The 26,445-nt window shown below is 53.5% G+C and carries 23 protein-coding genes; 11 read left to right on the forward strand and 12 right to left on the reverse strand.

Features of this window, described 5'->3' with window-relative positions; genetic code table 11:
- Positions 1 to 4 precede the first annotated feature (4 nt).
- Complete coding sequence (locus IMQ33_RS22840; RefSeq protein WP_196062908.1) at positions 5 to 1,672, reverse strand: acyl-CoA synthetase FdrA; 1,668 nt, start codon at positions 1,670 to 1,672, stop codon at positions 5 to 7.
- Between the two features lie 408 nt (positions 1,673 to 2,080).
- On the opposite strand from IMQ33_RS22840, the gene allD reads away from it, so the two are divergent.
- From allD to allE, 4 genes are all read left to right on the forward strand, one after another.
- On the forward strand, positions 2,081 to 3,130 hold the full coding sequence (allD, locus tag IMQ33_RS22845; protein ID WP_024486472.1) for an ureidoglycolate dehydrogenase: 1,050 nt from the start codon (positions 2,081 to 2,083) through the stop codon (positions 3,128 to 3,130).
- A 120-nt stretch (positions 3,131 to 3,250) separates the two neighbouring features.
- Positions 3,251 to 4,498: an allantoate deiminase gene (gene allC / locus IMQ33_RS22850; RefSeq protein ID WP_065686307.1), complete on the forward strand. Its 1,248-nt coding sequence runs from the start codon at positions 3,251 to 3,253 to the stop codon at positions 4,496 to 4,498.
- On the forward strand, positions 4,495 to 5,772 hold the full coding sequence (locus tag IMQ33_RS22855; RefSeq protein WP_186528509.1) for an MFS transporter: 1,278 nt from the start codon (positions 4,495 to 4,497) through the stop codon (positions 5,770 to 5,772). Before allC ends, IMQ33_RS22855 begins: the two co-directional genes overlap by 4 nt.
- Positions 5,773 to 5,816: 44 nt before the next feature.
- Positions 5,817 to 6,602 carry a (S)-ureidoglycine aminohydrolase gene (allE, locus tag IMQ33_RS22860; RefSeq protein WP_065686305.1) on the forward strand — a complete coding sequence of 262 codons (786 nt, stop codon included), beginning with the start codon at positions 5,817 to 5,819 and terminating at the stop codon, positions 6,600 to 6,602.
- Between the two features lie 523 nt (positions 6,603 to 7,125).
- On the opposite strand, the gene IMQ33_RS22865 is transcribed toward allE, so the two are convergent.
- From IMQ33_RS22865 to IMQ33_RS22905, 9 genes are all read right to left on the reverse strand, one after another.
- Positions 7,126 to 8,472, reverse strand: coding sequence for an MFS transporter (locus tag IMQ33_RS22865; protein ID WP_196062909.1), 1,347 nt, complete (start codon positions 8,470 to 8,472; stop codon positions 7,126 to 7,128).
- A gap of 132 nt (positions 8,473 to 8,604) precedes the next feature.
- The gene (locus IMQ33_RS22870; protein ID WP_161739605.1) at positions 8,605 to 9,912 is read right to left on the reverse strand and encodes a uracil/xanthine transporter; all 1,308 of its coding nucleotides are present in this window, start codon (positions 9,910 to 9,912) and stop codon (positions 8,605 to 8,607) included.
- Between the two features lie 71 nt (positions 9,913 to 9,983).
- Positions 9,984 to 11,345: an allantoinase AllB gene (allB, locus tag IMQ33_RS22875; RefSeq protein ID WP_024484433.1), complete on the reverse strand. Its 1,362-nt coding sequence runs from the start codon at positions 11,343 to 11,345 to the stop codon at positions 9,984 to 9,986.
- A gap of 74 nt (positions 11,346 to 11,419) precedes the next feature.
- Positions 11,420 to 12,874 carry a putative allantoin permease gene (locus IMQ33_RS22880; protein WP_024528430.1) on the reverse strand — a complete coding sequence of 485 codons (1,455 nt, stop codon included), beginning with the start codon at positions 12,872 to 12,874 and terminating at the stop codon, positions 11,420 to 11,422.
- A 204-nt stretch (positions 12,875 to 13,078) separates the two neighbouring features.
- Complete coding sequence (glxR, locus tag IMQ33_RS22885) at positions 13,079 to 13,960, reverse strand: 2-hydroxy-3-oxopropionate reductase (protein WP_024528429.1); 882 nt, start codon at positions 13,958 to 13,960, stop codon at positions 13,079 to 13,081.
- Between the two features lie 10 nt (positions 13,961 to 13,970).
- Entirely contained in the window at positions 13,971 to 14,750 is a 780-nt protein-coding gene (gene hyi, locus IMQ33_RS22890) for a hydroxypyruvate isomerase (RefSeq protein WP_173409711.1), read from the reverse strand.
- A gap of 11 nt (positions 14,751 to 14,761) precedes the next feature.
- On the reverse strand, positions 14,762 to 16,543 hold the full coding sequence (gene gcl, locus IMQ33_RS22895; RefSeq protein ID WP_196062910.1) for a glyoxylate carboligase: 1,782 nt from the start codon (positions 16,541 to 16,543) through the stop codon (positions 14,762 to 14,764).
- 134 nt (positions 16,544 to 16,677) lie between these two features.
- The gene (allR, locus tag IMQ33_RS22900) at positions 16,678 to 17,493 is read right to left on the reverse strand and encodes an HTH-type transcriptional repressor AllR (RefSeq protein ID WP_024528426.1); all 816 of its coding nucleotides are present in this window, start codon (positions 17,491 to 17,493) and stop codon (positions 16,678 to 16,680) included.
- 68 nt (positions 17,494 to 17,561) lie between these two features.
- Positions 17,562 to 18,053, reverse strand: a complete 492-nt coding sequence (locus IMQ33_RS22905; RefSeq protein WP_065686476.1) for an ureidoglycolate lyase — start codon at positions 18,051 to 18,053, stop codon at positions 17,562 to 17,564.
- A gap of 342 nt (positions 18,054 to 18,395) precedes the next feature.
- Here IMQ33_RS22905 and allS point away from each other — a divergent pair, with 342 nt between their 5' ends.
- Positions 18,396 to 19,319 (forward strand): HTH-type transcriptional activator AllS, encoded by a 924-nt coding sequence (allS, locus tag IMQ33_RS22910; protein WP_065686300.1) that lies wholly within the window; start codon positions 18,396 to 18,398, stop codon positions 19,317 to 19,319.
- 9 nt (positions 19,320 to 19,328) lie between these two features.
- Here allS and IMQ33_RS22915 read toward each other — a convergent pair whose 3' ends face one another.
- Positions 19,329 to 19,670: a hypothetical protein gene (locus tag IMQ33_RS22915; protein ID WP_024528423.1), complete on the reverse strand. Its 342-nt coding sequence runs from the start codon at positions 19,668 to 19,670 to the stop codon at positions 19,329 to 19,331.
- A gap of 350 nt (positions 19,671 to 20,020) precedes the next feature.
- On the opposite strand from IMQ33_RS22915, the gene IMQ33_RS22920 reads away from it, so the two are divergent.
- From IMQ33_RS22920 to IMQ33_RS22935, 4 genes are all read left to right on the forward strand, one after another.
- A complete protein-coding gene (locus IMQ33_RS22920) occupies positions 20,021 to 20,446 on the forward strand; it encodes a hypothetical protein (RefSeq protein ID WP_024484425.1) in 426 nt (141 codons plus the stop codon).
- A gap of 5 nt (positions 20,447 to 20,451) precedes the next feature.
- Positions 20,452 to 20,667, forward strand: coding sequence for a hypothetical protein (locus IMQ33_RS22925; RefSeq protein WP_024528421.1), 216 nt, complete (start codon positions 20,452 to 20,454; stop codon positions 20,665 to 20,667).
- 148 nt (positions 20,668 to 20,815) lie between these two features.
- Positions 20,816 to 21,721 (forward strand): SPFH domain-containing protein, encoded by a 906-nt coding sequence (locus IMQ33_RS22930; RefSeq protein ID WP_021180096.1) that lies wholly within the window; start codon positions 20,816 to 20,818, stop codon positions 21,719 to 21,721.
- 2 nt (positions 21,722 to 21,723) lie between these two features.
- On the forward strand, positions 21,724 to 22,182 hold the full coding sequence (locus IMQ33_RS22935; RefSeq protein WP_196062911.1) for an NfeD family protein: 459 nt from the start codon (positions 21,724 to 21,726) through the stop codon (positions 22,180 to 22,182).
- Here IMQ33_RS22935 and cueR read toward each other — a convergent pair.
- The gene (gene cueR / locus IMQ33_RS22940; RefSeq protein WP_065686298.1) at positions 22,179 to 22,580 is read right to left on the reverse strand and encodes a Cu(I)-responsive transcriptional regulator; all 402 of its coding nucleotides are present in this window, start codon (positions 22,578 to 22,580) and stop codon (positions 22,179 to 22,181) included. The two genes, IMQ33_RS22935 and cueR, sit on opposite strands and share 4 nt — an antisense overlap.
- A gap of 100 nt (positions 22,581 to 22,680) precedes the next feature.
- On the opposite strand from cueR, the gene copA reads away from it, so the two are divergent.
- Positions 22,681 to 25,395, forward strand: a complete 2,715-nt coding sequence (copA, locus tag IMQ33_RS22945) for a copper-exporting P-type ATPase CopA (RefSeq protein WP_196062912.1) — start codon at positions 22,681 to 22,683, stop codon at positions 25,393 to 25,395.
- A 149-nt stretch (positions 25,396 to 25,544) separates the two neighbouring features.
- Positions 25,545 to 26,348, forward strand: a complete 804-nt coding sequence (locus IMQ33_RS22950) for a TraB/GumN family protein (RefSeq protein WP_196062913.1) — start codon at positions 25,545 to 25,547, stop codon at positions 26,346 to 26,348.
- Positions 26,349 to 26,445: the final 97 nt, after the last annotated feature.

Raw genomic sequence — 26,445 nt, forward strand, 5'->3', positions numbered from 1 at the left:
TCCCTTACTTTAAATTTTTCAGTATGTTAGCCAATCGTTGATTACCACCGGCCACCGGGGCCCATTGGTAATGCACCACTGAAATTTCGTTGGTTTGCAGATCGTCGGCAAAGCTACGCAAGCCTGCATTGATCACGGAAACACCAGCCAGCATGGCGGGTGCTGGTTCGTTAGTACCCAGCGCTGGAGGGGCGATTAACTGGCAGGCCAGCGCTACCGCTTCAGGCAGCGAATTCATCACGGCAATGCACGCCTCGGTGAGCGTGGCAATCTGTTTGGAGCGCTGCTGGGGGTCTTGTTCGGTGCCTGTCACCGTGGCGATAACTGCCAACGGATGGGCCGCACCACGTTTTTCGCGTACGCGTTTGACTTCGGTAGCCAAGGAATCTGCGGGATCTTCCTGCGCGCCATAGCCAATCACCACATCCAGCAGCAACACGCCAATCTGCGGCTGCTGAGCAAGGCGAGCGATTTCCTGATTACGGGTGGACGGGTCGATCATCGGGTGTGGTTTGCCCTGGGTGTAGAAATCGTCCCCCATATCGATAATGCGGTGTCCGTCGGCGTTGAGCATTGAGCCGTGCTGATGCTTGCTGTCGGCCTCCACGCCCAGCCGATCGGCCAGCAACATGGCGCATTCCGCCGCCAGCGTGCCACCGGCGTACAGGCCGGATATTTTGCCACCGCATACCGCAGGTTGCTGTGCGGCCATTTGCTGCACGTTTGCCAACATCGCAGCCAGGCGGGCGGCTTCATCCAATGTCGCGGCGAAGGTGATGTTACCCTCTTGTTTCGCAGGCGCTTTAGCTCCCAGGAACAAAGCGACCACCGGTTTGCCAAGGGTCTTCATCTCACCGATAACCCGTTGACGTACCGCTTCGGCCGGAGGCTTGGAGACAAACGCCAACACCTGGCTTTGCGGATCGGCCGCCAACATTCGCAGTGCGCTGATAGCGCTGATACCACCGATTTCGGCAGTTAAATCACGCCCGCCCAAGCCAATGGCGTGAGAGATGCCTTGCCCAGCCAGGGTAATTTGTGAGGTCAGCTCCTGGATACCCGTTCCCGAGGCGCCAATGATGCCGATCATGCCTTTGGGGGCCACGTTGGCAAAGGCCAGCGGTGCCCCGGCAATATTGGCCGTGCCACAGTCTGGCCCCATCACGATCAGGCCCTTGTCACGCGCCTTGGTTTTTAGCGCCACTTCCTGCTCAACGCTGACGTTGTCGGAAAACATCATCACGTTGCAGCCATCGTCCAGTGCCTGATCGGCCAGCTGCGCGGCATATTCCCCCGCAATGGAGATCAGCACCATATTGGCATCCGGCAACTTCTGCCGCGCCATACGCCAACTGCGTGCCTTGAGCAGGCGTTTACCGCCCTGCTGCCCCTGGGCAATGGCTTTCAACGCCAGGTCTAACGCTTCACCGATCTGTGTGGTGATGCTGTCATCGGCAGATTCCGCCTTGATCGCCACGCAAATATCATTGGGGGTCGCTTCACTGAATTGCGGATGCCAGAAACCGGTCGCTTCAAGTAAGGATTTATTGGCCGGCGTGCCCATCATGACCGATATTTCTTCGACGTTGGGTGATTCGCTGAGCTTACGGGAAATTAGCATCAGGCTGACGGAATCCTGAAAGCTCCCTTTTTTTATAAAAGCATGGATCATAGTGATATCCTTAAAACAGCATGTGAACTTCGCAATGGGCGTTCTCAGATATTTTTAGTAACCTATTTATTTCAGACCCCATATTCTTATTGGCCAAGCTACAAATAAAACCCATTGACGAAGGTGAGTCTCATCACACTTTGCCCATTGTTAGAAAAAATCATCAAGTCCGGCGGGGATTAATTGAATTCAATCATCAGAAAGACGGCGCTTTGTTAAAAATAATCTAACAATGGTAATGCCATTCAACGAAAATTTAAGCCAATAAAATAATAGCCGTCTGGATCACATTATTCCCTTGCTATGTTTATACAGTAGGAGACAGAGATAGTTTTAATAAACCGTATACCCGTCGTCTTTCAAGCTGCAGCTTGAAATCCATAGGGTATATCAATGGAAGGACTGTCAATGAAAGTCTCTAAGCAGCAACTGCATCAACTGATTCAAAATAAAATTCATTCTGCAGGCCTAAGCCAGGAACACGCCGGGATTGTCGCGGACGTTTTGGTCCATGCAGATGCGCGCGGGATCCATTCCCATGGCGCGGTGAGGGTGGAATATTATTCTGAACGCATCAGCAAAGGCGGCACCAATAACGACCCGCATTTCACCTTTGAAAAAACCGGCCCTTGCAGCGCAGTTTTTGATGGCGACAACGGTGCCGGACATGTCGCAGCCAAGCTGGGTATGGACCACGCCATCGAAATGGCGAAAGAGAACGGCGTAGCGGTGGTAGGCGTTCGCCGCATCGGCCACAGTGGCGCGCTGTCTTACTTTGTGCAACAGGCCGCCCATGCGGGCATGATTGGCATCTCAGTGTGTCAGTCGGATCCGATGGTCGTCCCTTATGGCGGTGCAGAGGTCTATTACGGCACCAACCCTATCGCTTTCTCAGCGCCGGCCGAAGGCGACGACATCATGACCTTCGATATGGCCACTACGGTTCAAGCCTGGGGCAAGGTGCTGGATGCTCGCTCACGCAACGTGCCAATCCCGGATACCTGGGCGGTAGACAGCGAAGGCAATAACACCACCGATCCTTTCGCCGTCAGCGGGCTGTTGCCTATCGCCGGGCCAAAAGGTTACGGCCTGATGATGATGGTCGATATTCTATCCGGCGTGTTGCTTGGCCTGCCGTTCGGTAAACACGTCAGCTCGATGTATCACGACTTAAGTGCAGGCCGGGAATTGGGCCAGTTGCATATCGTGCTCAACCCAAGCTATTTCACCAACGAAGTGACCTTCCGTAAACATATCAGCCAGGTAATGAGAGAACTGAACGAAATCAAACCGGCACCTGGCGTGAAACAAGTGCTCTACCCTGGCCAGGGTAGCCATATGCGTGAAATAGAAAATGAAAAGAATGGCATCGATATTGTTGACGACATTTATCAATACCTGATTTCTGACGATATTTACCAGCGTTCCTACGACCATAAAGATCCGTTTGCCAGTTAATCGTCAGATTAATTAAATCAGGCGGAGAAAAGCTATTTTCGCCGCCATTTTCCTTATCAACCCTCCCGACAAAGCTGAGTTGGCGCATGTCTCAGGGACGTTACAAGCAGGCAGATAAATATGAAGAATTTCCAACAAGAAATTAGTGAAACTTCTGGCTGGTTATCCAAGATCGGGGCAGATCCCAGCGGCGGCATGACGCGCTTGCTGTATACCCCTGAGTGGGTGGAAGCCCAACAGGCGCTGAAGCAGGCTTTTGAAACCGCCGGTCTGGCGACCTCTTTTGATGCCGTCGGCAATTTATCCGGCCGCCTGCAGGGCAGCAAATATCCCGATCAGGTGATCCTTTCTGGCTCGCATATCGATACGGTCGTCAACGGCGGCAACCTTGATGGTCAGTTTGGTATCGAAGCCGCCTATCTGGCGATCAAACATCTGAAAGAAACCTACGGTGCGCCGTTGCGCACGCTGGAAGTCATCTCGCTGGCCGAGGAGGAAGGCAGCCGTTTCCCTTACGTTTTCTGGGGCAGTAAAAACATTATCGGTTCCGCTCGCCCGGAAGAAGTCAAAAGCATCTGTGATGCCAAAGGCGTAAATTTCGTTGACGCCATGCATAGCGCAGGCTTTGACTTCCGCCCGCAAGACCAGCCTCTGCGCAAAGATATCGCCGCCTTCGTTGAACTGCATATCGAGCAGGGCAAAGTGTTGGAGACCGAAGGAAAAACCATTGGTGTGGTCACCAGCATCGTCGGCCAGCGCCGCTACGATATCAAACTCAAGGGCGAGGCCAACCACGCGGGCACCACGCCAATGGGTTACCGTAAGGACACCGTTTATGCCTTCAGCCGGATCTGCTGCGAATCCATCGCCAAGGCCAAAGCGGAAGGCGACCCGCTGGTGCTGACCTTTGGCAAGGTCGAGCCCAAGCCTAACACCGTCAACGTCGTGCCTGGATTCACTCATTTCACCCTGGATTGCCGCCACACCGACAAAGCCACGCTGCTGCGTTTTACCCAAGAGATCGAAGCCGATATTCAGCGCATCTGTGCCGAAATGGGCATTGAGGTCGAGATCGACCTGTGGATGGATGAAACGCCGATCCCCATGGACAAACAGTTACTGGCCTGCGTCAGCCACCTGTGTGAAAGCCATAAGCTGAACTACCGCATGATCCACAGCGGTGCTGGCCATGACTCACAGATTTTTGCCCCGCACGTGCCGACGGTGATGATGTTTGTGCCAAGCATTGCCGGTATCAGCCATAACCCGGCGGAAAAAACCGAACTGCCCGACCTGGCCGAAGGGGTGAAAATTCTGGCGCATACCTTATACCAACTGGCCTATACCGAGCAGGGAGCCCGCCTATGAGCAACAGCAAAACCTCCTCCAACACCGGATTTGATCCGCTGTATTGGAAAAAAATCGTGGTGGTCCTGTGCCTGGGCTGGGCGGTGATCTGGATTTACCGCACGGTACTGACACCGATCTTCCCTGAGATCCAGGCAACCATCGGCTCGCATTCCAACGCCGAGATGGGCCTGATCGCCAGCTTCTACTTCTTTGCCTATACCGGGATGCAAATCCCGGCCGGGATCCTGGTGGATAAGTTCGGCAAGAAGGTGGTGCTGATCCCAGGTTTTTGCCTGTTCATCATCGCCACCTTACTGATCGGCAACGCCACCAGCCTGACCATGATCTACGCCGGTAGCCTGCTGGCCGGGATGGGCTGTGGCTCTTACTACGGCTCGGCCTACTCGTTGTCATCAGAAAATATTCCGTTGGAACGCCGTGGTTTGGCCACCGCCATTATCAACAGCGGCTCTGCGCTGGGGATGGCCATTGGCCTGATCGCCTCCAGCCTGCTGGTGAAAAGCATGGGGATGGACTGGCAAATCATGCTGTTTATCATCACCGGCTTACTGGTGGTAATGACGCTGGTATTCTTCCTGGTGATCAAGGGGGGCTCCTACACCGCCTCACTAGCCGCCAGCCCGGCAGCCGCTGCGGCCACATCGGTAGAAGAGACCGAGGAAGCCAGTGGGTTGTTCAGCCTGCGGATGATTTCCGCCTACGTGATGTATTTCGCCACCTGCTATGGCTACTACATGATCGTGACCTGGCTGCCTTCCTTCCTGCAACAGGAACGTGGGTTCGAAGGCGTGGCCATCGGCTTTTCCGCCGCGCTGGTGGCCTTTGCCTCCGTACCAGGGGCGCTGTTCTTCAGCCGCATGTCTGACCGTTTCCGCGCCAAGAAAGTGCAGTTGATCATCTTCTTGCAAATCTGTGCCGCAGTGACGCTGGTCTGCACCGTGATCTCACCGGACTCCACCACCCTGCTGGTCAGCCTGATCCTTTACGGCCTGCTCGGTAAGCTGGCAGTGGATCCAATCATGATCTCCTTCGTTGCAGATAACGCTCCGAAGAAAGGCTACGGCACCAGCTTTGGCGTGTTTAACTTTTTCGGCATGTCCTCTTCGGTGATTGCTCCATTCCTCACCGGGGTGATCTCCGACAGCACCGGCTCCAAGGTGATGGGCTTCTATATCTCGGCCGCCATCCTGCTGATCGGCACCGTGATCTTCTTTACCGTCAACGTGTTGATGAAGCAGAAAAACAATCGCCAAACGGCGGCACAGGCATAATTTTTGTTGTAGGGCTACGGCCCTGACTAATCAGGAGAATTAACGTGGGTTATATCAATAATCAGATTGGCTATCCAAAAGATATCCTAGCTTCGCGCTCCATTATCAAACGCGACAACTATGCCGTGATCCCACCGGATGGCCTGGTGCGTAACATCATTCCAGGCTTTGAGAACTGCGACGTTACCATTCTTGCCACCCCGAAACTGGGCGCCACTTTTGTCGATTATCTGGTGACACTGCATGATGGCGGCCGTAACCAGCAAGGCTTTGGCGGTGAGAATATTGAAACCTTGGTCTACGTTATCGAAGGCAACATCACCGCGTCAGCCGACAGCACCGATTATCCACTCACCACTGGCGGCTATCTGTATTGCCCTGCTGGTGTGATGCTGCGCCTGGAGAACACCAACGGCGGAAAACCAAGCCAGCTGTTCCTCTACAAGCGTGTCTACAACCGCATCAAGGGCTATGAAGCCCACGTGGTGAGCAACAACGTCAACAAGCTGGAAAGAATTCACTATGAAGGCATGAGTGATGTGATCCTGCAAGATCTGCTGCCGAAGGATCTGGGGTTCGATATGAACATCCATATCCTCTCCTTCAAGCCAGGCGCCAGCCATGGCTATATCGAGACTCACGTGCAGGAACATGGCGCTTATATTCTCAGCGGTGCTGGGATGTACAACCTGGATAACGAGTGGATCCCGGTCAAGAAAGGGGATTACATCTTTATGGCTGCCTATGTTCCGCAAGCCGGCTATGCGGTGGGCCAGGAAGAGTTCAGCTATATCTACTCGAAAGACTGCAACCGCGACGTCGACTTCTAATCCCGCCTAAAGGCCACGCTCTAAGTAGTGTGGCCTAATTGATTAAAGCAGAGTCTTATTACTCATTCAGCAATCAATATTTCCCCTCACCCCAACCCTCTCCCACAGGGAGAGGGAGCCAGTTCAGCGCAACATTCAAGTGTAGAAGCCCATCGGTAAGACAAAGACTTTAATACGCTGGATTCAATCTATGGATTCGATACGCTGGCGTTAATCTGTAATACGTTGCCAATCCTTAATTAAGGATCCCGGTAAAGGTATTAATACGCTGGAGTTAATACGTGGCACATTCGGTCCCCTCTCCCTGTGGGAGAGGGTTAGGGTGAGGGGCCAACACTGAGTCACCTGTTATTCATTCCATCCCACTCTACTTTTAATATCGCCACCATAACGTTCCCCTCTTCATCATTAACCAATAAAAAAACCATACCCTCAGCCAATGAAATAGATCACCACATAGGCAGAGAGAGCATGGTTTTTTATCAATCGGAGCAATTATCAATAACTGAACTTCTATTGACTATTATTTATTAACCAGTTTTGCCGGAACGCTATAGGTCAGTATAGCCCCCAGTATCATCATACTGGATAGCACACACATCGCGACCAGATTACTCTCCGTGGTGTTTTTAAAGTAACCAATAATATAAGGGGAAATAAAGCCACCTATATTGGCAATCGAGTTAATTAGCGCTATCCCAGCAGCAGCACAGGTACCGGTAAAGATAGCATTTGGCAAACTCCAGAACAGCGGTGAAGGGACCAGGCTGGAGGCGACAGCAATACATAATGCCACCATCACGATGACTTTATTGTCTGGGAACAGGCCGATAAAAATCAACGAAACCGCAGCAATACAGAAAGGAACAATGATATGCCAACGCCTTTCTCGGTGTTTGTCAGAGCTGCGTGCAGCCATTAGCATAGCGACAACGGCCAGCATATACGGCAGCATGGTCAGCAAACCGATATCCATTACCGAGCTTACCCCCGTATCACGGATCATGGTTGGCACCCAGAAGGCCAATCCCCCTTGCCCCATCACCGTACAGAAACAGATCAACCACATTTTAGTGAAAGCAGAAGACTTCAGCATGGTCTTCATTGTCCACTCCTGCGCTGCACCATCAGCACCTATCTTTTTCGATGCTCCCTGCACCATATCTTGGGTGATCATCTCTTTTTCTTGTGGACTGAGCCATTTAGCACTCTGATAGGTATTATCCAGGAAGAAGAAAATGACGACCGCAATCAATAATGCACGCGGACCACTGATAAAGAATAACCATTGCCAGCCGGACAGCTCGAACATGCCATTCATGTTTTCAATAATCCAACCGCAAAGAGGCCCACCAATGATATTACTCACCGGTATCCCGCAAACAAACAGCGCCGTCATTTTTGCCCGCTGGCTTGAAGGGAACCACAGTGTCAGATAGAGGATCACCCCCGGATAAAAACCGGCTTCGGCTAACCCCAGCAGGAATCGTGCCAGATAAAACTGTGTGGGATTGGTAATGAAGATACTCAGCATTGAAATCGTGCCCCATACCAACATCAACAGGGCAATGACCTTCCGCGCACCATACTTACTCAGTAAGATATTACTTGGCACACCGGCGATAATATAACCAATAAAGAATACACCGGCACCGAGGCCATAAACTGCCTCTGCCATCGACACATTACCTTGCAGAATATCTGGCATCATCTGGAATTTTGAAAATGATATCCCAACACGATCAAGATAACCGACGATATAGCTAATCAGTAATATCGGCATAATTCGCCAGGCTATTTTACGGTAGAGTTTAGCCTTGTCGGGACTGGCCAGAATAGCTTGATCAATCGCAGCATTATTGGTCGCCATATCGGATCTCCTTGGTTGGCATCCTGCTATTTTCAGATTTTATTTCAGTGTCATTGGATTAACTCGCCCTGATTATCAAAGACAGGGCGGTGGGAATTTAAACAATATTGATTAATAGCTGTATTATAAATGCTAGCGTGGTTTCACCTTATCCCACGGAATACTATTCTCAACCAACACCGCCAGCAGTACGCCAATCAACAGGCCATTGCTGAATAGCGGCCTGATGGTGATCGGCACCCCCTGCCAAAAGGAGGAAGGCATACTCATCAGGAATACGCCCAAAAATAGCGGTAGCGCCAGCCGATAAATGTTGCGGCTATTCAGTTCGATCTTGTTGATAAACAGCACCGAGGAGAACAGCAAGGGCAGATAAGAGGCCAGCATGACGGCACTGCTGACCGTGAGCGGAATACTGCAGAAGAATTGCGCAAGCGGCGTCAACATCCCCACCAGCAGGAATACCACGCTACCGATAATAAACGAGCGCTGACTGCTGTCTTGCGTCTGGGTCAGCAGGCCAATGGAAGAGACAAAAGGCGAGAAAGGCACCACGCCCAGTGGGGCAGCCAGGCAGGTCAGCCCACCTGAGACCATAAAGCTACGCCGGAACAGGCTTCTGCCCGCCGGGCCGTCCGCATAAAAAATATCGGTGCCACGAATGGCGGCAAAGTTATTCGACACGTTGACCAAACCGGTCAGGACGGCGCTGATCACAATCCCCCAATGCAATTCCTGCGGCCACCCGAGTGGGAACAGTACCCAATCGCTGCCCGTGATCGGCGCACCGGTGGGTGCAAACCACCAGCTGTAAACGCCCCAGCCAACCAGAGTGCCGATTAACAGCGCATATTTGCCGATCGCCCGCGGTAAAAAGGCAATAATGGCGATAATCAGCAGCAACACCGTCAATGCCCAGTAAAAGGCCGGGTAGTTAATGGTCACGACGCCGGTATAAACGCCAAAAGGTAACCCCAGCATCCCTTTCATGAAGATGGTAATTAACTGCGCCCCCAGCAAAAACATAAACGTGGCCATCACCGCCGGACGGAACAGCCGTGCCAGGCGGAACCCCAAACCGCTAGCCCCAATAAGAATGGTCAAGATGCCAGAGATCAGGATCCCCACCGCAAGGCTGCCACCAATTTCTGGCAGCGGCGTACCGTTGGCCGCTTCCGCCAGGGTCAGGGTTAAGATGGTCACCCACCACAGGCCTGTTGGCCCTTCCATAATGGCTCGTCGATGGCCCAAAAATACCTGTGCCAGGCAGGCCAGCGCCGTTGAGATAAAGGTATATTGGGTAATACAAAAGGTCACACCGGCAGAGAGGTTGAATGCCGATTGCAGGGTAGGCGGGATCACTACCGTATTGCAGAAAATGAAAAAGAACCACTGCAAACCCGATAACCAACTGCTTCGACTGGCACATAACCCGTTCATGGGTGCTTCCTTCATATCCACTATCCCATCATTCACGCGCCCGCCCGGTGACGGGCGCTGATTAACTAGCGTTATTGCTGATGTTTAAGCACAAATTTACCGATCGGACGAACGCCAAAACCCGCCTTGAGATCGTAAATCACTTCGCCACGCAGGATGGTTTTGGCCACCCTTGCGTTGATTTTCCGCCCCACATAAGGGCTGACCTTATGGCGATACTCGAGATCGCCGGTTGCCAGTACGTAGCTGCTGTTGGGCTGAATGAACACCAGGTCGGCATCTTTCCCTACAGCAATGCGCCCCTTGTGCTTCAAACCAAAAATATCGGCGGCGTTGGTCGCCATCAATTTGGCAAACACCGGCAGCGACATGCCCCTTTTCTGCACCGCTTCATCGAACATGATATCGACACAGTTTTGTATCCCGGCGATCCCGCCCCAGGCCTGCATGATATTACCCGCTTTCATATCCGGTGGGCATGGCGAGTGGTCGGACACCAGGCAGTCAATCTCACCGTTAAACAGCTTATCCCACAGCCCTTTTTGGTTCTGCGCATCGCGGATCGGCGGTGAACACTTGGCCAAGGTGCCTATTTCCTCAAACTGGTCGGTATCCAGCACGAAGTAGTGCGGGCAGGACTCACAGGTGACCTGTTGCCCTTCCAGACGAGCGCGAGTCACTTCCGCCACCCCTTCTGGGCTACTGACGTGGCATATGTGCAAGCGGCAACCCGCGACCTTGGCCAGATACAGCACCCGGCGGATCGCCTCAACCTCGGTAAATACCGGGCGAGAGGCGACATAATCGTGCGCCGTTACGCGCCCTTCCGCCTTGGCCTCTTCCCCCAACGCATCGCAAATCAGGGCGTTTTCGGCGTGCACCGCCACTAATTGATCCAGCTTGGCTAAGGTCTGCAAACCTTTGAAGTATTCGAAGTCGTTCACGTCGCGGAAGTCATTGCTGACGCTGCGATCGCCGCAGGTCGCTACAAAGCATTTATAGGCCACCACGCCAATCTCATCGAGCTCATGCAGCCGATCCAGGTTGTAGGAAACCAGGCCACCAAACTGGGCCGCATCGATGGTGAGCTTGCCTTCTGCCGCCGAGAACTTCATTTCTATCGAGGCTCTGTCCACCGTGGCTGGCAGCTGGTTCAACGGCATTTCGACCATGGTAGTGATACCGCCCTTGGCCGCAGCACGCGTACCGGTTTCATACCCTTCCCAATGAGTACGGCCCGGCTCGGACATATGCGCATGGGCATCGATCATGCCCGGTGCCACCACCATTCCGCTGGCATCAATCTCCGTTTTGGCGCCGGTAAGACCATTGCCGATGGCGGCTATCTTGCCCTCTTTAACCGCAATATCAGTAATGATGGCATCATGTTCTAAAACAACCTTACCGTTCTTGATAATTAAATCGTATGACATGGTCATGCTCCTTCGTGAAATTAAAGTATCATATTATTACGCTTAGGGTTATTTACTTCTTTATCATATTCACTTCAGGTATATTCTTGCCGATTAACCACTGTTCTACTTTTGAGTAGCGCATATAAACAGAATGCGCTGATAACGCCAACAAACCAGGAAACCCGTGATAAAGGTTCGAGTATCTCAATGAACTTACCGCCCAATGACAGCAACACAGCAAATAGCGTTACAATAAACGCTACGCTGTTAAAGCCGTTATCGTAGTATTTATAATTACCGGGTTCGATATATAAGGTATCAAGGTCGATCTCACTGCGCATCACGATGAAGTAATGCGCCATCATCACGCCGATCACCGGCCCTAAAATTCCGCCGATCACATCAAGGAACAGGTAGATGCTTTCCTGATTCTCCATCAGTTTCCACGGGCAGATAATCAGGCTGATGATACTGGCAATCACCACGCCATTTTTATAGGTGAGTTTTTTCGGGGCGATAGCGGCAATCTGGTAGCCCGCAGGAATGATGTTACCGGTCGCATTGGTTGAGATAGTCGTCATCAGGATCACCAGCACCGCAAACACCGAGGCGAAAATACTGTCCCATTTTTGTACGATATCCAGCACGTTCCAGGTATCAACGCCGTAGTGAATGCTGGCCCCGGCCAGGATACAGACGCTGGCGACGGCAAACAGCAGATAGCCAACCACCAATCCCAGCGTTTGCCCCCAGGCCTGCTGGCGGAAACTGCTGGCGTTCTGGGTAAAGTCCGAGGCGCTGACCGCCGGAGCGGCCCATACCGCCACCACCGCATTGATCACCACCAAAAACATGAAGCCGCCATTGTTAGTCGTTATAGCATTGGCCGGAACATAAGCGATGATGTTGTCCAGGCCAGCGATGGAAATAGCCCAAATGGCCATGCCGCCAAACACCACGTAGATGCAGGGGTTGAGGATCGCGGTAAACTTGTTGAGAATGCTGCCGCCTCCCAGGCCGATGGCCACGTTAACCGCCCAGAAAATCAGGAAGGCAATCAGCCCAGGCAGGCCGATCCCCAACAGGTTGAAATCCCCGCCCAAGGTCAAAAACTGTGGCCACAGTTTGCCAATCAGGATCAGGAAAGCCAGCGAGCCTGCGTAACACTGCAAGCCAAACCACATGATGGCGGCCACGCAACCTCTGAGGATCCCAGGAAACAACGCACCACGCACGCCATAAGAAGCACGTAGTATCATGGCAAAAGGAATACCGTATTTCGAACCGGCAGCGCCGTTCATCACCATCACAAAGGCAATAATAAAGGCGCTGAGAATAATGGCGGCCATAATGCTTAAGGTGGAAAGCCCCAGAATAAAGAAGCCCCCGACGGCTACATAGTTAGGTACGTTATGTACCGAACCCATCCACAAGGTAAAATAGTTAATTCCCTTCCAGGTTTTCTTATCCGCTTCTTTGGGTAATAGGTCCTCATGATAGCCGCGCCGTTGGTAAATCTCTCTCTGCTTATTGCTAATAGATTCCATGACAGGTCCTTCTTATATTAAATAAGAAAATAGCGTAGGGTGTTTTTGTTTATTATCATTACAACAAACTGATGTTCTAATCTTTATATTAGTCAAATACCAATACGGCCAAGACAGACAGGAATATAACCATTAAACAACTAGACGATAACCAGAATCCAAGTTGCAGGCGAAAGGCACTTGCAACTTGTTAAGCCTTACTCTTTAGCCAGCCACTTTATGGTTAGCCATAATTTCCAACGCCTGTACCAACGCGGAATGGTCGAGATCTTTGGCACCATTGGCCGCACAGAGGTTGAACAGCTCTTGGCAAGTGGCAGTATTAGGCAAACTGAGCGCCAACGACTTCGCACCCTGTAACGCCAGATTGAGATCCTTTTGATGCAGGGAGATACGGAAGCCCGGCTCAAATGTCCGTTTGATCATCCGCTCACCGTGCACTTCCAGAATGCGCGATGAGGCAAAACCGCCCATCAGCGCTTCACGGACCCGAGCCGGATCGGCACCCGCTTTGGAAGCAAATATCAGCGCTTCGGAAACCGCTTCAATCGTCAGAGCCACAATAATCTGGTTGGCAACCTTGCAGGTCTGGCCGTCGCCATTGCCACCGACCAGCGTAATGTTTTTCCCCATAAGGGCCAGCAACGGTTTTACCCGCCCAAATACGCCTTCGTCACCGCCGACCATAATGGTCAAGCTGCCCTGCTTGGCCCCCACTTCACCACCAGATACCGGCGCGTCCAGATAATCGGCGCCCAGTTGGTTAATGCGTTTGGCAAACTCCTTCGTCTCCAGCGGCGAGATAGAACTCATATCTACCAGGATCTTGTTTTTGAGTGGTGCTTCGGCACAGCCATTGGCCGCAAATAACACCTCTTCCACCTGCGGCGTATCGGGCACCATAATAAAAATAACGTCAGCCTGCTCAGCCACCTGCTTGGGAGTAGCACAGGCGATGGCCCCTTTTTCCACCAGCTCCGGCGGAACCTGATGCAAAGTGTTGGCATACAGCTGATGGCCGCCTGCGATCAGCTTTTCAGCCATTGGCGTGCCCATGATCCCTAAACCAATAAAGCCTACTTTCATGATATGTCCCTCAATGTTGATATTGCTTAATCCATGACAGGCCGGCCGCCGTCGTGGTCGCTGGTTTGTATTCACAGCCGATCCAACCGCGATAGCCCATCTTGTCCAGCGCGCGGAACAGATAGTCGTAATTGATTTCCCCGGTTCCTGGCTCATGGCGCCCCGGATTATCGGCAACCTGGATATGCGCGATTTTCTGCAACAGCGTTTCCATGGTGTGGGCCAGTTCGCCCTCCATGCGCTGCATGTGGTAGATATCGTATTGAATAAACAGGTTAGGGCTCGCGACCCAATCCATCAGCTCCAACACCTGACGAGTGGTTTGCAGATAGAAAGCGGGCATATCGTATTTATTGATCGGTTCAACCAACAGACGGATATTGGCCTTGGCCAACTCCCTTGCCGCATAGCTCAGGTTAGCGACCACAATCTCATCGGTCTTATGTTGGGCGACGGATTTATCCGGGTTACCGATCAGGCAGTTGATCTGCGCACAGCCCAGCGCACGGGCATATTCCACCGCCAGACCTACGCCATCACGAAATTCGGCCTCGCGCCCAGGCAGGCAAGCGATACCACGCTCACCCGCAGCCCAATCCCCGGCAGGCAGGTTTTGTAATACCTGCGTGAGTTGATTCTCTTCCAGTGCGCCCCTCAACGCCTGCACGGAATAATCGTAGGGAAACATATATTCAATCGCCGCGAATCCCTGCTCTTTGGCGCAGCGAAAGCGCTGCATAAAATCGACTTCATTAAACAACATCGATAAGTTGGCTGAAAACTTCGGCATGAGCCTGCTCCTTACTGATAGTTGAAGTAGCTGACCGAGGTCGGCGCATCTTCTGGCGACTCGGCAACGGGTTCGAATTCATTGACGTTATCCAGCTCAGTCCCCATCGAGATATTGGTGACCCGCTCGAGGATAATCTCCACCACCACCGGAACCTGATGCAGACGCATCAACTCTTGCGCCTGCTGGAAGGCCGGAGCGATATCCTCAGGCTTAACGACGCGGATCGCTTTACATCCCAGCCCTTCGACCACCTTGACGTGATCGACACCGTATTCGCCCCCTTCCGGGTTGTTGATGTTTTCATAGGACAGTTGGACGCAGTAATCCATATCGAAACCGCGCTGAGACTGGCGGATCAACCCCAGATAGGCGTTGTTGACCACCACGTGGATATACGGCAGCTTGAACTGCGCGCCAACGGCCAACTCTTCGATCATGAACTGGAAGTCGTAGTCACCCGACAGCGCGATCACTTTGCGCTGCGGATCGGCGGCACAGACGCCCAAAGCAGAAGGAAGAGTCCAACCTAATGGGCCCGCCTGCCCGGCATTAATCCAATGGCGCGGTTTGAACACGTGCAGCATCTGCGCCGCCGCGATCTGCGAAAGCCCGATGGTGGTGACGTAGCAGGCATCACGCCCGAACGCCCGGTTCATCTCTTCGTAAACGCGCTGAGGTTTGATGGGCACGTTGTCGAAATGGGTTTTACGCAGCAGAGTTTGTTTGCGCTGGAGGCAGGTTTCCACCCACTGTGAGCGATCCGGCAGCAGCCCTTGATCCGCACGTTCACGAGCTCTTGCCACTAACATTTGCAGGGCAATTTTGGCATCGGAAACAATACCCAGATCCGGGCAGATCACTCGGCCAAGCTGGGTCGGTTCGATATCAATGTGGATCACCTTACGCCCGGCGGTGTATTTATCTACCGAACCGGTATGGCGGTTAGCCCAGCGGTTGCCGATGCCAAACACCAGATCCGAATCCAGCAGGTTGGCGTTACCATAACGGTGTGAGGTTTGTAATCCGGCCATCCCTGCCATCAACGGATGATCGTCCGGGATACAGCCCCAGCCCATCAGCGTTGGGATCACCGGTACGTTGCAGGTCTCCGCGAGCTCTTGCAACAGGTCGGCCGCATCCGCGTTGAAGATCCCGCCACCGGCGATGAACAACGGTTTGCTTGCGGCACACAGCATGTCCAGAGCTTTGTCGATCTGCGCTTCAGTGGCCGCCGGTTTGTAAGCCCCCAGCGAGGAGTAGGTGTCCGGATCAAACTCAATCTCGGCCATCTGCACGTCATAAGGCAAATCGATCAGCACCGGGCCAGGGCGGCCAGAGCGCATCAAGTGGAAAGCCTGCTGCAACACGCGGGGCACCAGTGCCGGTTCCATGACCGTCACCGCCATTTTGGTCACCGGCTTGGCGATCGATTCAATATCTACCGCCTGAAAATCTTCCTTATGCAAACGCGCCCGGGGAGCCTGGCCAGTGATGCATAAAATGGGAATGGAATCGGCAGAGGCGGAGTAAAGTGCGGTGATCATGTCCGTTCCCGCTGGCCCCGAAGTCCCGAGACACACCCCGATATTGCCGGGTTTGGCCCTGGTGTAACCTTCCGCCATGTGGGAAGCGCCTTCAACATGACGCGCCAGATAGTGTTTGATGCCGCCGTGTTGACGCATCGCGTTATAGAAAGGATTGATCGCCGCGCCAGGCACGCCGAATGCGGTGTTCACGCCTTCCTTTGCCAACACGTACATTGCCGCATCTACTGCTCGCATAATTGCCATCTAAACGTTCTCCTAAATATTTGGAAAAATTTTCCAAAATTGAAGTGGGTTCAAAAAAACCCGTTTAGTAATAAACGGGGAGGTCACCTCATCCTGCAGCCGCGATCGCGGCTACAGGTTTTGCTTTAAACGTGCTATTTCTTGCTGCGCGACTCACCTAGCGCGGTACTGATGTCGTTGGCTACGTCACGCACCAACTCCCCCAGATCCTTGAAACGATCGCTGCTAACGCGCGAACTGGGCCCTGAAATGGAGATGGCCGCAATGACGTTGTTGTTACGGTCAAAAATCGCCGAAGCCAGGCAATTCAGGCCAAGGGCATGCTCTTCAGCATCAACGGTATAGCCCTGCGCCTGCGATTGCGCTAAATCCTTACGTAATAGATTTACGCTGGTCAGGGTCTTCGGGGTAAACGAGTGCAGCCCCGAACGTACGCACAAATCCAGCATCTCCTCTTCCGCTAGCGGATACAGCAGCGCTTTCCCCGCCCCGGATGCGTGCAGCGGTAAGCGGCTGCCAAGTGGCGCGCACATCCGCACCATCGCCTGGCACTCACATTGACGGATCAGCACGGCGTCAAAGTTATTCCTGATGGCCAGATTGGCAGTTTCGCCGGATAGCAACATCAGCCGCCGCATGTAAGGCCCCGCCACCGAAACCACATCCCGGTCATTCATATAGGCCGCACCGACGGTAAACGACTGGATGCCGATATGCCACCAGCCAAGCTGGGGATCCTGAAAAACGAATTCCGATTTCTCTAATACTTTCAATAATCTGAAAGTCGTTGATAGTGGTAATTCCAACTTCTCGGATAGCACGGAAACGGATGAACTTCCTCCGGCATTGGCCAGAAATTGCAGGATCTCCAACCCACGATCCAACGCCTGCGCGCCTTTCGTCGCCCCTGCTTCTGTCGTTGGTCTTCCCTTTCTGCGTACTTCGTTCATTCAGGCTTTCCTTATTTAGCTCAAGGTTTCTCCGCTATAATAAACAGCCTATGCGCTTGGGGACAGCGCTATCCAAGCACAACCCGGTAAGTCTCTGGCAATGTTTTGACAATACAGTTGTCGGCACCGCCACGATCGACCGTGAAAAAGTCGGTGATCGCACCGTAGGCAAACAGCGGGTGGTGCCATACATTGCGGTGATAATTCACCCCTTGCTTACCGTTGGTGATAAAGGCGCGCAAAGTATGTAACGGAATTTCGTCCCCTTCCCCGGCTTCAGCAACAATCACCACGAAACGTTCCCCCTTCATAGGCATAAAAGCCTGTGAAGACAAAGGATGTTTCTCCAACACTGAGAACTCCAACGGAAGATCGCAAGGCTCAGATCGGTTGATGCTGACCAGCACCCGATGATCGTCGGCCACTTCTACATTGGCAAGATCATGATATCGTTCTGTTTTACCACCATTAATATGGAAAAAGGGCGCACCCTCGATCTGCAATACATTCCCATAGGGTGCAAAGGCTTCAGGCGTTAACTCAACGGCAATCAGGTCCATCAGTTTCTCCAGGATCGTTTCAAAAAGGAACATTACTGAATGGGTTCACTCTAGACAGGTCGCCTGAAATTTAAAAGTTATTATTGGAAAAATTTTCCACAATACGATCTGCTGCACATTTTCTGTGCCACATTGAAAATATTTCATTAAAAATCAGCATATTAAAAAACACACCGCAACGATACAGTTCGTTAACAGAGCTGTTACTTTCAGCAGAGGAAGGGTAATAAAACGTGAGCGCGATCACGGGAAGCCGTTTTATGACTAACCCAAGGCAACTAAGGTAAGTAAATTCTTTTGCAACTCTAGGAGAATGATGGCCGCACCGGTTAAGGAATCGATATGCTGGATCACGAAACAATTCGATCGTTTATCAAAGTCGCGGAATGCCAGAGTTTTTCCCGCGCCGCCGAATTACTGCACAAAACCACTGCCACCATCAGTTACCGCATCAAAACGTTGGAAGAAAGCATCGGCACCCAGCTATTTATCCGCACCACCCGCAGCGTCAACCTGACCCCCGCAGGTGAATACCTGCTGGAACGTTGCCGCCAATGGCACAACTGGCTCGACTCCATGCCCGATGAGCTACGCCAGATCAATGACGGCGTGGAGCATCAGGTCAATATTGTGATCAACAACCTGCTGTACAACCCGCTAAGCGTCGCCCGGCTGTTGGCCTACCTGCAACAGCGTTATCCCTTCACGCAGTTTCATATCTCGCGTCAGGTGTATATGGGGGTATGGGATTCGTTGTTGCACGGGGATTTTCAGCTGGCCATTGGCACCACCGGCTCTGAATCACTGGCTAATGACGTCAGCGTCTTGAAATTGGGGGGGATCAGTTGGGCCTTTGTGGTCACGCCAGATCATCCGCTTGCAGCCTGCCAGGACACGGCACTGCACGAAGATCGGCTGCGCAGCTACCCGGCGATCAACGTGGAAGATACTTCGCGCAACCTGACCAAACGCGTTGCCTGGCTGCTACCCGGCCAAAAAGAGATCAAGGTGCCAGACCTGCGCAGTAAACTCGAATGCCATCTGCAGGGGCTAGGCGTAGGGTTCTTGCCGAAAAATCTTTGCCAACCCTATCTGGATAGCGGCCAGTTGATCACCCGTGACGTCGTCAATCAGCGGCAACCGTCACCGCTCTCCCTGGCCTGGCGTAACGACTGTGGTAAAGCCGTGGAAGAAATTGTCACGCTATTCCAACGGCGCGATGAACGCATCACCGGATTTCTGCAAGGTATTGATTTACCAGCTTAACACGCGATTTTATCGCTTCTGGGCCGCCACCTGGGCCCGGAGTTTCTTAATCGGCGGTGACGGCTCACGCTTCAGGACGTGCAGAAATTCATACGCCTTGTCATTGGTCGCGTACTCTGCTGGCACGCCAAAGTCCTGGATCATCATCCAGCGCTGGAACAGCTCCGGATCGGACTCTTTGATAAACCACAGCATTTTGACCGCTGTCGTGGCGATGGCCGGGATTGCAGTTACCGTGCCATTGACCCATTTATTCAGGGTGCTGCGCTGCACCCCCAAGAGTATGCACAGTGCAGGTTGCTCAATGCCTAATCGTTCCAGATAGCTTTTAAACTCTGCTTGATTATCCACCCTGCGATTTCCTCTTACTCTCTACAGACATGCCGCAGTTTAGCACATAAATTCCGTCCCCCACAGCTACGTAAATTCCGACACAGAGTTAACTTAACTCAAATTAAGGAGCTATTAGCTACATGTAAATAGATTTTGAGATCTGTTCTCAGTAGCTGACAAAAATTGACATTAGTCAACAGAATGGTTAAAACGTGATGCTTGTCTAAGAATATTCTGTAGCATCAGTTCGGTAAATCAACAAACCAGGCTAAAAACCGCTTTATTTAGTAGCTAATAGCTTCTAATAAAACGCATAAATAAACACAGGAACACTCCGGTGCCATCCTGACTAACTCGAAGAACTAAAAATGATGATTAGGACACTGTCTACCGTGGTGATTGCCATCTTGCTGGCTGGCTGCACTTCTACGGCGTCGCGCATGGCTGAATGTGAAGCACAGGGCGTTTCCAAAGATACCTGCTATCTGGCCGAACAAAACCGTCAGACCGCCATTTACGCTGCGGCAGAGAAGCAGGCGTTGGAAAATGCGGCAAAACAGTACGCGCAATCGGCAAAGAGCAAGACATTGCAGGCACGTATTGCCGGGATAGACATCAAGATCTCGCCGGATATCAAGCAGGGCTACATTGAGCAAACGGCAGCCGCGTTGACCGAAGAAAACCAGTATGCACAGGTTTATCAGAAAGGTGTTTACACCGCCATCTGGTACCGGCAGAAACACAAGATTGTGTTGCTGCGTGATGGCCAAATCGTCGGCAGCGCCAAAGGATAGCTCTCTTGAAAAAATCCCAAACCGACAGATTCAAACATTTGCCCGAGATGCAGCAATTCGTTTGTCTTAAAGCGCTTCAACATATCGAGCAGACCGATCTGCAGTCCGGCGTGATCGGCATGGCGGTCAGCGTGTTGCTGACCGACGGCCACACCGTGACGCTGAGCAAATTCGACGCGGATCCTGAAGAAGTCTCCATTATCACTTCATGGCAACGTTAAGCCAGCTTGGTAAACCCGGTTAAAACTGCCCATTCACGGCGACATGCTGGCGTTTTCTGCAAAAAATGGCCTTACATTGGTGATACATTAGGCATTCCCCCTGTCGCTGGCGTAATATCTAGCAATATGTCTGACAGGAGGTTGTGCCATGTTTACCATTATTCCGATCGTGATCGTTGTCGCGTTGATTATCGTCTTCTCGAGCATCAAAATTGTCCCGCAGGGCTTCCAATGGACGGTAGAGCGCTTCGGCCGTTATACCAAAACGCTGATGCCGGGTTTAAACCTGGTAGTACCTTTTATGGATCGTATTGGCCGCAAGATCAATATGATGGAGCAGGTACTGGATATCCCTTCCCAGGAAATTATCTCGCGCGATAACGCCAACGTGTCAATCGATGCCGTCTGCTTTATCCAGGTGGTCGATCCGGCCCGTGCCGCCTATGAGGTCAGTAACCTCGAGCAGGCGATCGTTAACCTGACCATGACCAACTTCCGTACCGTGCTCGGCTCCATGGAGCTCGACGAAATGCTGTCACAGCGCGATAGTATCAACAGCCGCCTGCTGCATATCGTCGATGAGGCCACCAACCCTTGGGGCGTCAAAATTACCCGTATCGAAATCCGTGACGTTCGTCCACCGGCCGAACTGATTGTGGCGATGAACGCCCAGATGAAGGCCGAACGAACCAAACGTGCCGACATTCTGGAAGCGGAAGGGGTACGTCAAGCCGCGATCCTGCGCGCCGAAGGGGATAAGCAATCACAGATCCTGAAAGCCGAAGGCGAACGCCAGTCGGCGTTCTTGCAGGCAGAAGCGCGTGAACGTGCCGCCGAAGCAGAAGCACGGGCAACCCAGTTGGTATCTGACGCCATCGCCACCGGTAATATCCAGGCGATTAACTACTTCGTAGCCCAGAAATACACCGACGCATTGCAGAAGATTGGCTCGGCCAATAACAGCAAAGTGATCATGATGCCGCTGGATGCCAGCAGCCTGCTGGGCTCTATCGGCGGTATTACCGAATTGCTGAAAGACAGCAAAGGTAAGTAATTATGCTGGAACAGATCGCAGCAAACCCACAATGGTTCTGGATCTCGTTAGGCGGGCTGCTGTTAGCCGCGGAAATGCTCGGTGCCAGCGGCTATCTGCTGTGGAGCGGCGTTTCTGCGGTGATTGTCGGGGTAATTATCTGGCTGCTGCCGGAGTTGAGTTGGGAGTGGCAGGGTTCCCTGTTTGCCGTGATGACCATCGCCGTGGCCTATCTATGGTGGTACTGGCTGCGCAAGCGGCCAACGACAACCAGCGGTTCCCCGGTGCTCAACCAGCGTAACCGTCAACTGATCGGCACCCGCGCCACGCTGACCGAGGCGGTGCATAACGGCCATGGCCGCATTAATATCGCCGACAGCAGTTGGCGCGCGCAAGCCAACGAGGATCTGCCGATCGGCACCGAAGTTGAAGTGGTGGCGGTCGAAGGCACCACCTTGGTGATCCGCGCCATTACGCGCTAACCTTTGTGACAGCAGCCTGCCAGATTATTAATGATCGGGCAGTCTGCGCCTTCATCGCCAGGGCATTGATCCGCCAGCGCCAGCAGCCGTTGGCGCATTTCCCCCAGTTCGCTGATGTGCTTTTCGATATCGGCGACTTTCTGCAGCGTGCGGGCTTTGACATCGGCACTGTGCCGCGCCGGATCGTTGAACAACGCGACCAGTTCACGGCACTCGTCAAGGTTGAATCCCACCTGGCGAGCCTGGCGCAATAACGTCAGTTCTTCAATATGCCTGGCGCTGTAGCTGCGGTAGCCGTTGTCCGTACGGATCGGGGCGGTCACCAATCCTTTCTCTTCATAAAAACGGATGGCTTTACTGGTCAAACCGGTTTTTTTGGCAACGTCGCTGATATTCACTTTATCTCCCTTGACCTTACCCTTGCTGGAAGGTTTAAGATCATTCTCAATGAAAAGAACCTAGGCGGTCAACCGCCATTATTTTGCGAGGAAAACCATCATGTCACAAACTACCGTGCTGGCGTTGCAGGGACTCTCCTGCATGAACTGCGCGCAAAAGGTGAAAAAAGCCTTGGAAAGTCGCGCAGATGTCGAACAGGCCAACGTCAACGTTCACTACGCTAAAATCACCGGTGCAGCCCCGGCTGCCGAGCTGATTGACAGCGTCGTTGCCGCGGGCTTCCAGGCAGAAGTCGCCCATCAGGCAGACACCGAATTACAACTTTCCGGCCTCTCCTGCATGCATTGCGTGGGCAGCACCCGTAAAGCGCTGGAAGCGGTGCCGGGCGTGATCGCCGCCGATGTTACCATTGAGGGTGCCAAAGTCTATGGCGATGCCACACCAGAGCAGCTCATCGCTGCGGTCGAGGATGCGGGCTATCACGCCAGCCAGGCGGGAGCCAATAGCCACCCAAAAACTGAGCCGCTGACTGAATCTGCACCAACCTTGCCGGAACCCCAGGCAGCGGCCCCCTCTTCCCTTCCGGCAATCAAGACCGACGACGACAGCATCCAGCTGTTGCTCAACGGTATGACCTGTGCAAGCTGCGTCAATAAAGTGCAGACGGCATTACAGAACGTCCCCGGCGTTGAGTTGGCGCGGGTAAACCTGGCGGAGCGCAGCGCCCTGATCACCGGGAAGGCCACACCGCAGGCGTTGGTCGCTGCGGTAGAAAAAGCGGGCTATGGCGCCGAGATGATCCAGGACGAAACCAAACGTCGTGAACGCCAACAGCAAACCGCGCAGGCTAATATGAAACGCTTTCGCTGGCAGGCCGCATTAGGCTTGGCAGTGGGCGTACCGTTGATGGCCTGGGGCGTGTTTGGCGGCAGTATGTCACTGACGCCAGAAACCCAGAGGCCGTGGCTGATAGTCGGCATCATTACCCTGGCAGTAATGGTGTTTGCCGGTGGCCACTTCTACCGCAATGCCTGGCGATCGTTGATGAACGGCAGTGCCACCATGGATACGCTGGTCGCCTTGGGGACCGGTGCCGCCTGGCTGTATTCCATCAGCGTCAACCTGTGGCCAGACTTCTTCCCGATGGAGGCACGGCATCTGTATTACGAAGCCAGTGCGATGATCATCGGCCTGATCAACCTTGGTCATGCCATGGAGCAGCGCGCGCGGCAGCGTTCTTCCCAGGCGCTGGAACGGCTACTGGATCTCACTCCGCCAACCGCCAGGCTGGTCACAGAACAGGGGGAGCAAAGTATCCCGCTGGCAGAAGTGCAATTAGGCATGACGTTACGCCTGACGACTGGCGATCGCATCCCGGTTGACGGCGAAATCGTGCAGGGCGAAGTGTGGATCGATGAAGCCATGCTGACCGGCGAAGCGTTGCCGCAGCAAAAAGGCGTCGGCGATACGGTGCATGCCGGTACGGTGGTAGACGACGGCAGCGTGCTGTTTCGCGCGGCCGCCATAGGCACTCAAACCACGCTGGCACGTATTATCAAGCTGGTGCGCCAGGCGCAAAGCAGCAAACCGGAAATCGGTAAGCTGGCAGACCGCATCTCGGCGGTATTTGTGCCCACCGTGGTCGCCATCGCTCTGTTCAGCGCCGCTATCTGGTACTTCTTTGGCCCACAACCGCAGTTGGTCTACACGCTGGTGATCGCCACCACGGTGCTGATTATTGCCTGCCCATGCGCTTTGGGGCTGGCAACGCCGATGTCAATTATCTCTGGCGTTGGCCGGGCCGCGGAGTTTGGCGTGCTGGTGCGTGACGCCGATGCGCTGCAGCAGGCCAGCAATCTCGATACGCTGGTGTTCGATAAAACCGGTACGCTAACGGAAGGCCAGCCGCGCGTGGTGCAAATCATCACCTTTAACCAGATGGATGAGCAGCAGGCCTTACGTTGGGCCGCCGCGCTGGAACAAGGGGCTAACCACCCACTGGCGCGCGCCATCGTCGAACAGGCTAAAGGGCAGACATTGCCTACTGTAGAGCAGTTCCGGACGTTGCGCGGCTCCGGCGTCAGCGGTGAGGTTGAAGGTGTGCAGCTGTTGCTGGGTAACGCCAAGCTGTTGCAAGAGAATCAGATCGCGACCGATGAGCTCACGCAGCAGATACAGCAACAGGCTGAACGCGGTATCACGCCGGTGCTGCTGGCTGCCAATGGCAAGCCTGCCGCGCTGATCGCCATCCGCGATCCGTTACGCAGTGACAGCGTGAGCGCACTACAGCGCCTGCATCAACAAGGTTATCAACTGGTGATGTTAACGGGCGATAACCCGGTGACGGCCAACGCGATTGCCAAAGAGGCCGGTATTGACCGCGTGATTGCTGGCGTGTTGCCCGATGGTAAGGCCGAAGCGATCAAACAGTTGCAGGCACTTGGCCACCGGGTCGCGATGGTTGGTGACGGCATCAATGACGCCCCCGCGCTGGCTCAGGCCGATGTCGGGATCGCCATGGGCGGCGGCAGTGATATCGCCATTGAAACCGCGGCGATCACCCTGATGCGTCACAGCCTGAACGGCGTGGCGGACGCGCTGGCCTTGTCGAAGGCAACGCTGCGTAATATGAAGCAGAACCTGCTCGGGGCATTTATCTATAACGCACTTGGCATTCCCATTGCCGCCGGTGTGCTGTACCCGCTGACAGGTACCCTGCTCAGCCCAGTAGTCGCTGGCGCAGCTATGGCTCTCTCCTCCATTACCGTGGTCAGCAACGCCAACCGATTACTGCGTTTTAAACCCAAGCAGTAACCCTCCACCGGGGCGCAACCCATCGCGCTCCGGCCTTTTGAGATAATTCCCCTGCCCTCGGGCTTTATTGTCAGCCACTTAGCGTTTAGCATGGGGAAAAGCCAGCAGCCATCCTGCACGCTGGTGGAAAGGATCAGGAGCCACGCTGTATGGGTCAACTGTTACGCCGCATTGCTACCTTTCTCGGTATTATTTCCCCGCAGAGCTACACCTACCCGGCCCTGGACATCAGGCTAACGGGAAATCGCCAACTGCATTTGGTCGGCAGCATTCATATGGGCACCGTCGATATGTCGCCCCTGCCTGCCCGGTTAGCAGCACGCCTGCGCCAGGCCGATGCGTTGATTGTTGAGGCCGATATCACCGGCTCCTCTTCGCCATTTGGCCACGCTGAGCCGCAACTCGAACTTGAACAACGCCTTGGTAATGAAGAATTCCAAAGGTTGCAGGTGCTATGCCAGGAGTTAGGGGTGGATGTTGAGAGCTTCTCTGCCCTTCCTGGCTGGCAGGTTGCGCTGATGATGCAAGCGCGGCAGGCACAGCGGCTGGGTTTACGCGCCGAATACGGGATTGATTACCAGCTATTGCAAGCCGCTAAAGTGCAGCAGATGCCAGTGATCGAACTGGAAGGAGCCGAGGAACAGCTGAGCATGCTGGAACAACTGCCAGAAGGCGGTATGGCCCTGCTGCACGATACGTTAGAGCACTGGCACACCAACGCCCGTTTGCTGCAAACCATGGTGAGCTGGTGGCTGGACGCCAAGCCGCACGCCACGTTGGAAACGCTGCCCTCCACCTTCAGTGCCGAGTTGTACGATGTATTGATGCACCGCCGCAATCGCCACTGGCAGCAAAAGCTGGAAGCGTTACCGCCGGGAAACTATGTGGTGGCGGTCGGTGCTTTGCATCTGTATGGCGAAAACAATTTACCGGCCATGCTGCAGGCACGATAAAAAAGTGGCCAATATCGCTATTGGCCAGTCAAAGAGGAATTTTTCATATTTTAGTTATACGCATTGTAACCGTGTTAACGATTACAATAGACAGGGT

Source organism: Serratia sp. Res13-Sevr-LER1-36-b, assembly GCF_015673035.1.
GTDB classification, from domain to species: domain Bacteria; phylum Pseudomonadota; class Gammaproteobacteria; order Enterobacterales; family Enterobacteriaceae; genus Chania; species Chania fonticola_C.

Excerpts from the sequence above, each read along its gene's own strand:
- IMQ33_RS22880 (WP_024528430.1), bottom strand. The coding sequence starts at position 12,874 with ATGGAATCTATTAGCAATAAGCAGAGAGAGATTTACCAACGGCGCGGC.
- IMQ33_RS22865 (WP_196062909.1), bottom strand. The coding sequence starts at position 8,472 with ATGGCGACCAATAATGCTGCGATTGATCAAGCTATTCTGGCCAGTCCC.
- allR (WP_024528426.1), bottom strand. The coding sequence starts at position 17,493 with ATGAACGAAGTACGCAGAAAGGGAAGACCAACGACAGAAGCAGGGGCG.
- IMQ33_RS22950 (WP_196062913.1), top strand. The coding sequence starts at position 25,545 with ATGGGTCAACTGTTACGCCGCATTGCTACCTTTCTCGGTATTATTTCC.
- hyi (WP_173409711.1), bottom strand. The coding sequence starts at position 14,750 with ATGCCGAAGTTTTCAGCCAACTTATCGATGTTGTTTAATGAAGTCGAT.
- gcl (WP_196062910.1), bottom strand. The coding sequence starts at position 16,543 with ATGGCAATTATGCGAGCAGTAGATGCGGCAATGTACGTGTTGGCAAAG.
- IMQ33_RS22855 (WP_186528509.1), top strand. The coding sequence starts at position 4,495 with ATGAGCAACAGCAAAACCTCCTCCAACACCGGATTTGATCCGCTGTAT.
- copA (WP_196062912.1), top strand. The coding sequence starts at position 22,681 with ATGTCACAAACTACCGTGCTGGCGTTGCAGGGACTCTCCTGCATGAAC.
- IMQ33_RS22920 (WP_024484425.1), top strand. The coding sequence starts at position 20,021 with ATGATGATTAGGACACTGTCTACCGTGGTGATTGCCATCTTGCTGGCT.
- IMQ33_RS22870 (WP_161739605.1), bottom strand. The coding sequence starts at position 9,912 with ATGAACGGGTTATGTGCCAGTCGAAGCAGTTGGTTATCGGGTTTGCAG.
- allS (WP_065686300.1), top strand. The coding sequence starts at position 18,396 with ATGCTGGATCACGAAACAATTCGATCGTTTATCAAAGTCGCGGAATGC.
- IMQ33_RS22840 (WP_196062908.1), bottom strand. The coding sequence starts at position 1,672 with ATGATCCATGCTTTTATAAAAAAAGGGAGCTTTCAGGATTCCGTCAGC.
- IMQ33_RS22930 (WP_021180096.1), top strand. The coding sequence starts at position 20,816 with ATGTTTACCATTATTCCGATCGTGATCGTTGTCGCGTTGATTATCGTC.
- glxR (WP_024528429.1), bottom strand. The coding sequence starts at position 13,960 with ATGAAAGTAGGCTTTATTGGTTTAGGGATCATGGGCACGCCAATGGCT.
- allD (WP_024486472.1), top strand. The coding sequence starts at position 2,081 with ATGAAAGTCTCTAAGCAGCAACTGCATCAACTGATTCAAAATAAAATT.
- allB (WP_024484433.1), bottom strand. The coding sequence starts at position 11,345 with ATGTCATACGATTTAATTATCAAGAACGGTAAGGTTGTTTTAGAACAT.
- IMQ33_RS22905 (WP_065686476.1), bottom strand. The coding sequence starts at position 18,053 with ATGGACCTGATTGCCGTTGAGTTAACGCCTGAAGCCTTTGCACCCTAT.
- IMQ33_RS22935 (WP_196062911.1), top strand. The coding sequence starts at position 21,724 with ATGCTGGAACAGATCGCAGCAAACCCACAATGGTTCTGGATCTCGTTA.
- allC (WP_065686307.1), top strand. The coding sequence starts at position 3,251 with ATGAAGAATTTCCAACAAGAAATTAGTGAAACTTCTGGCTGGTTATCC.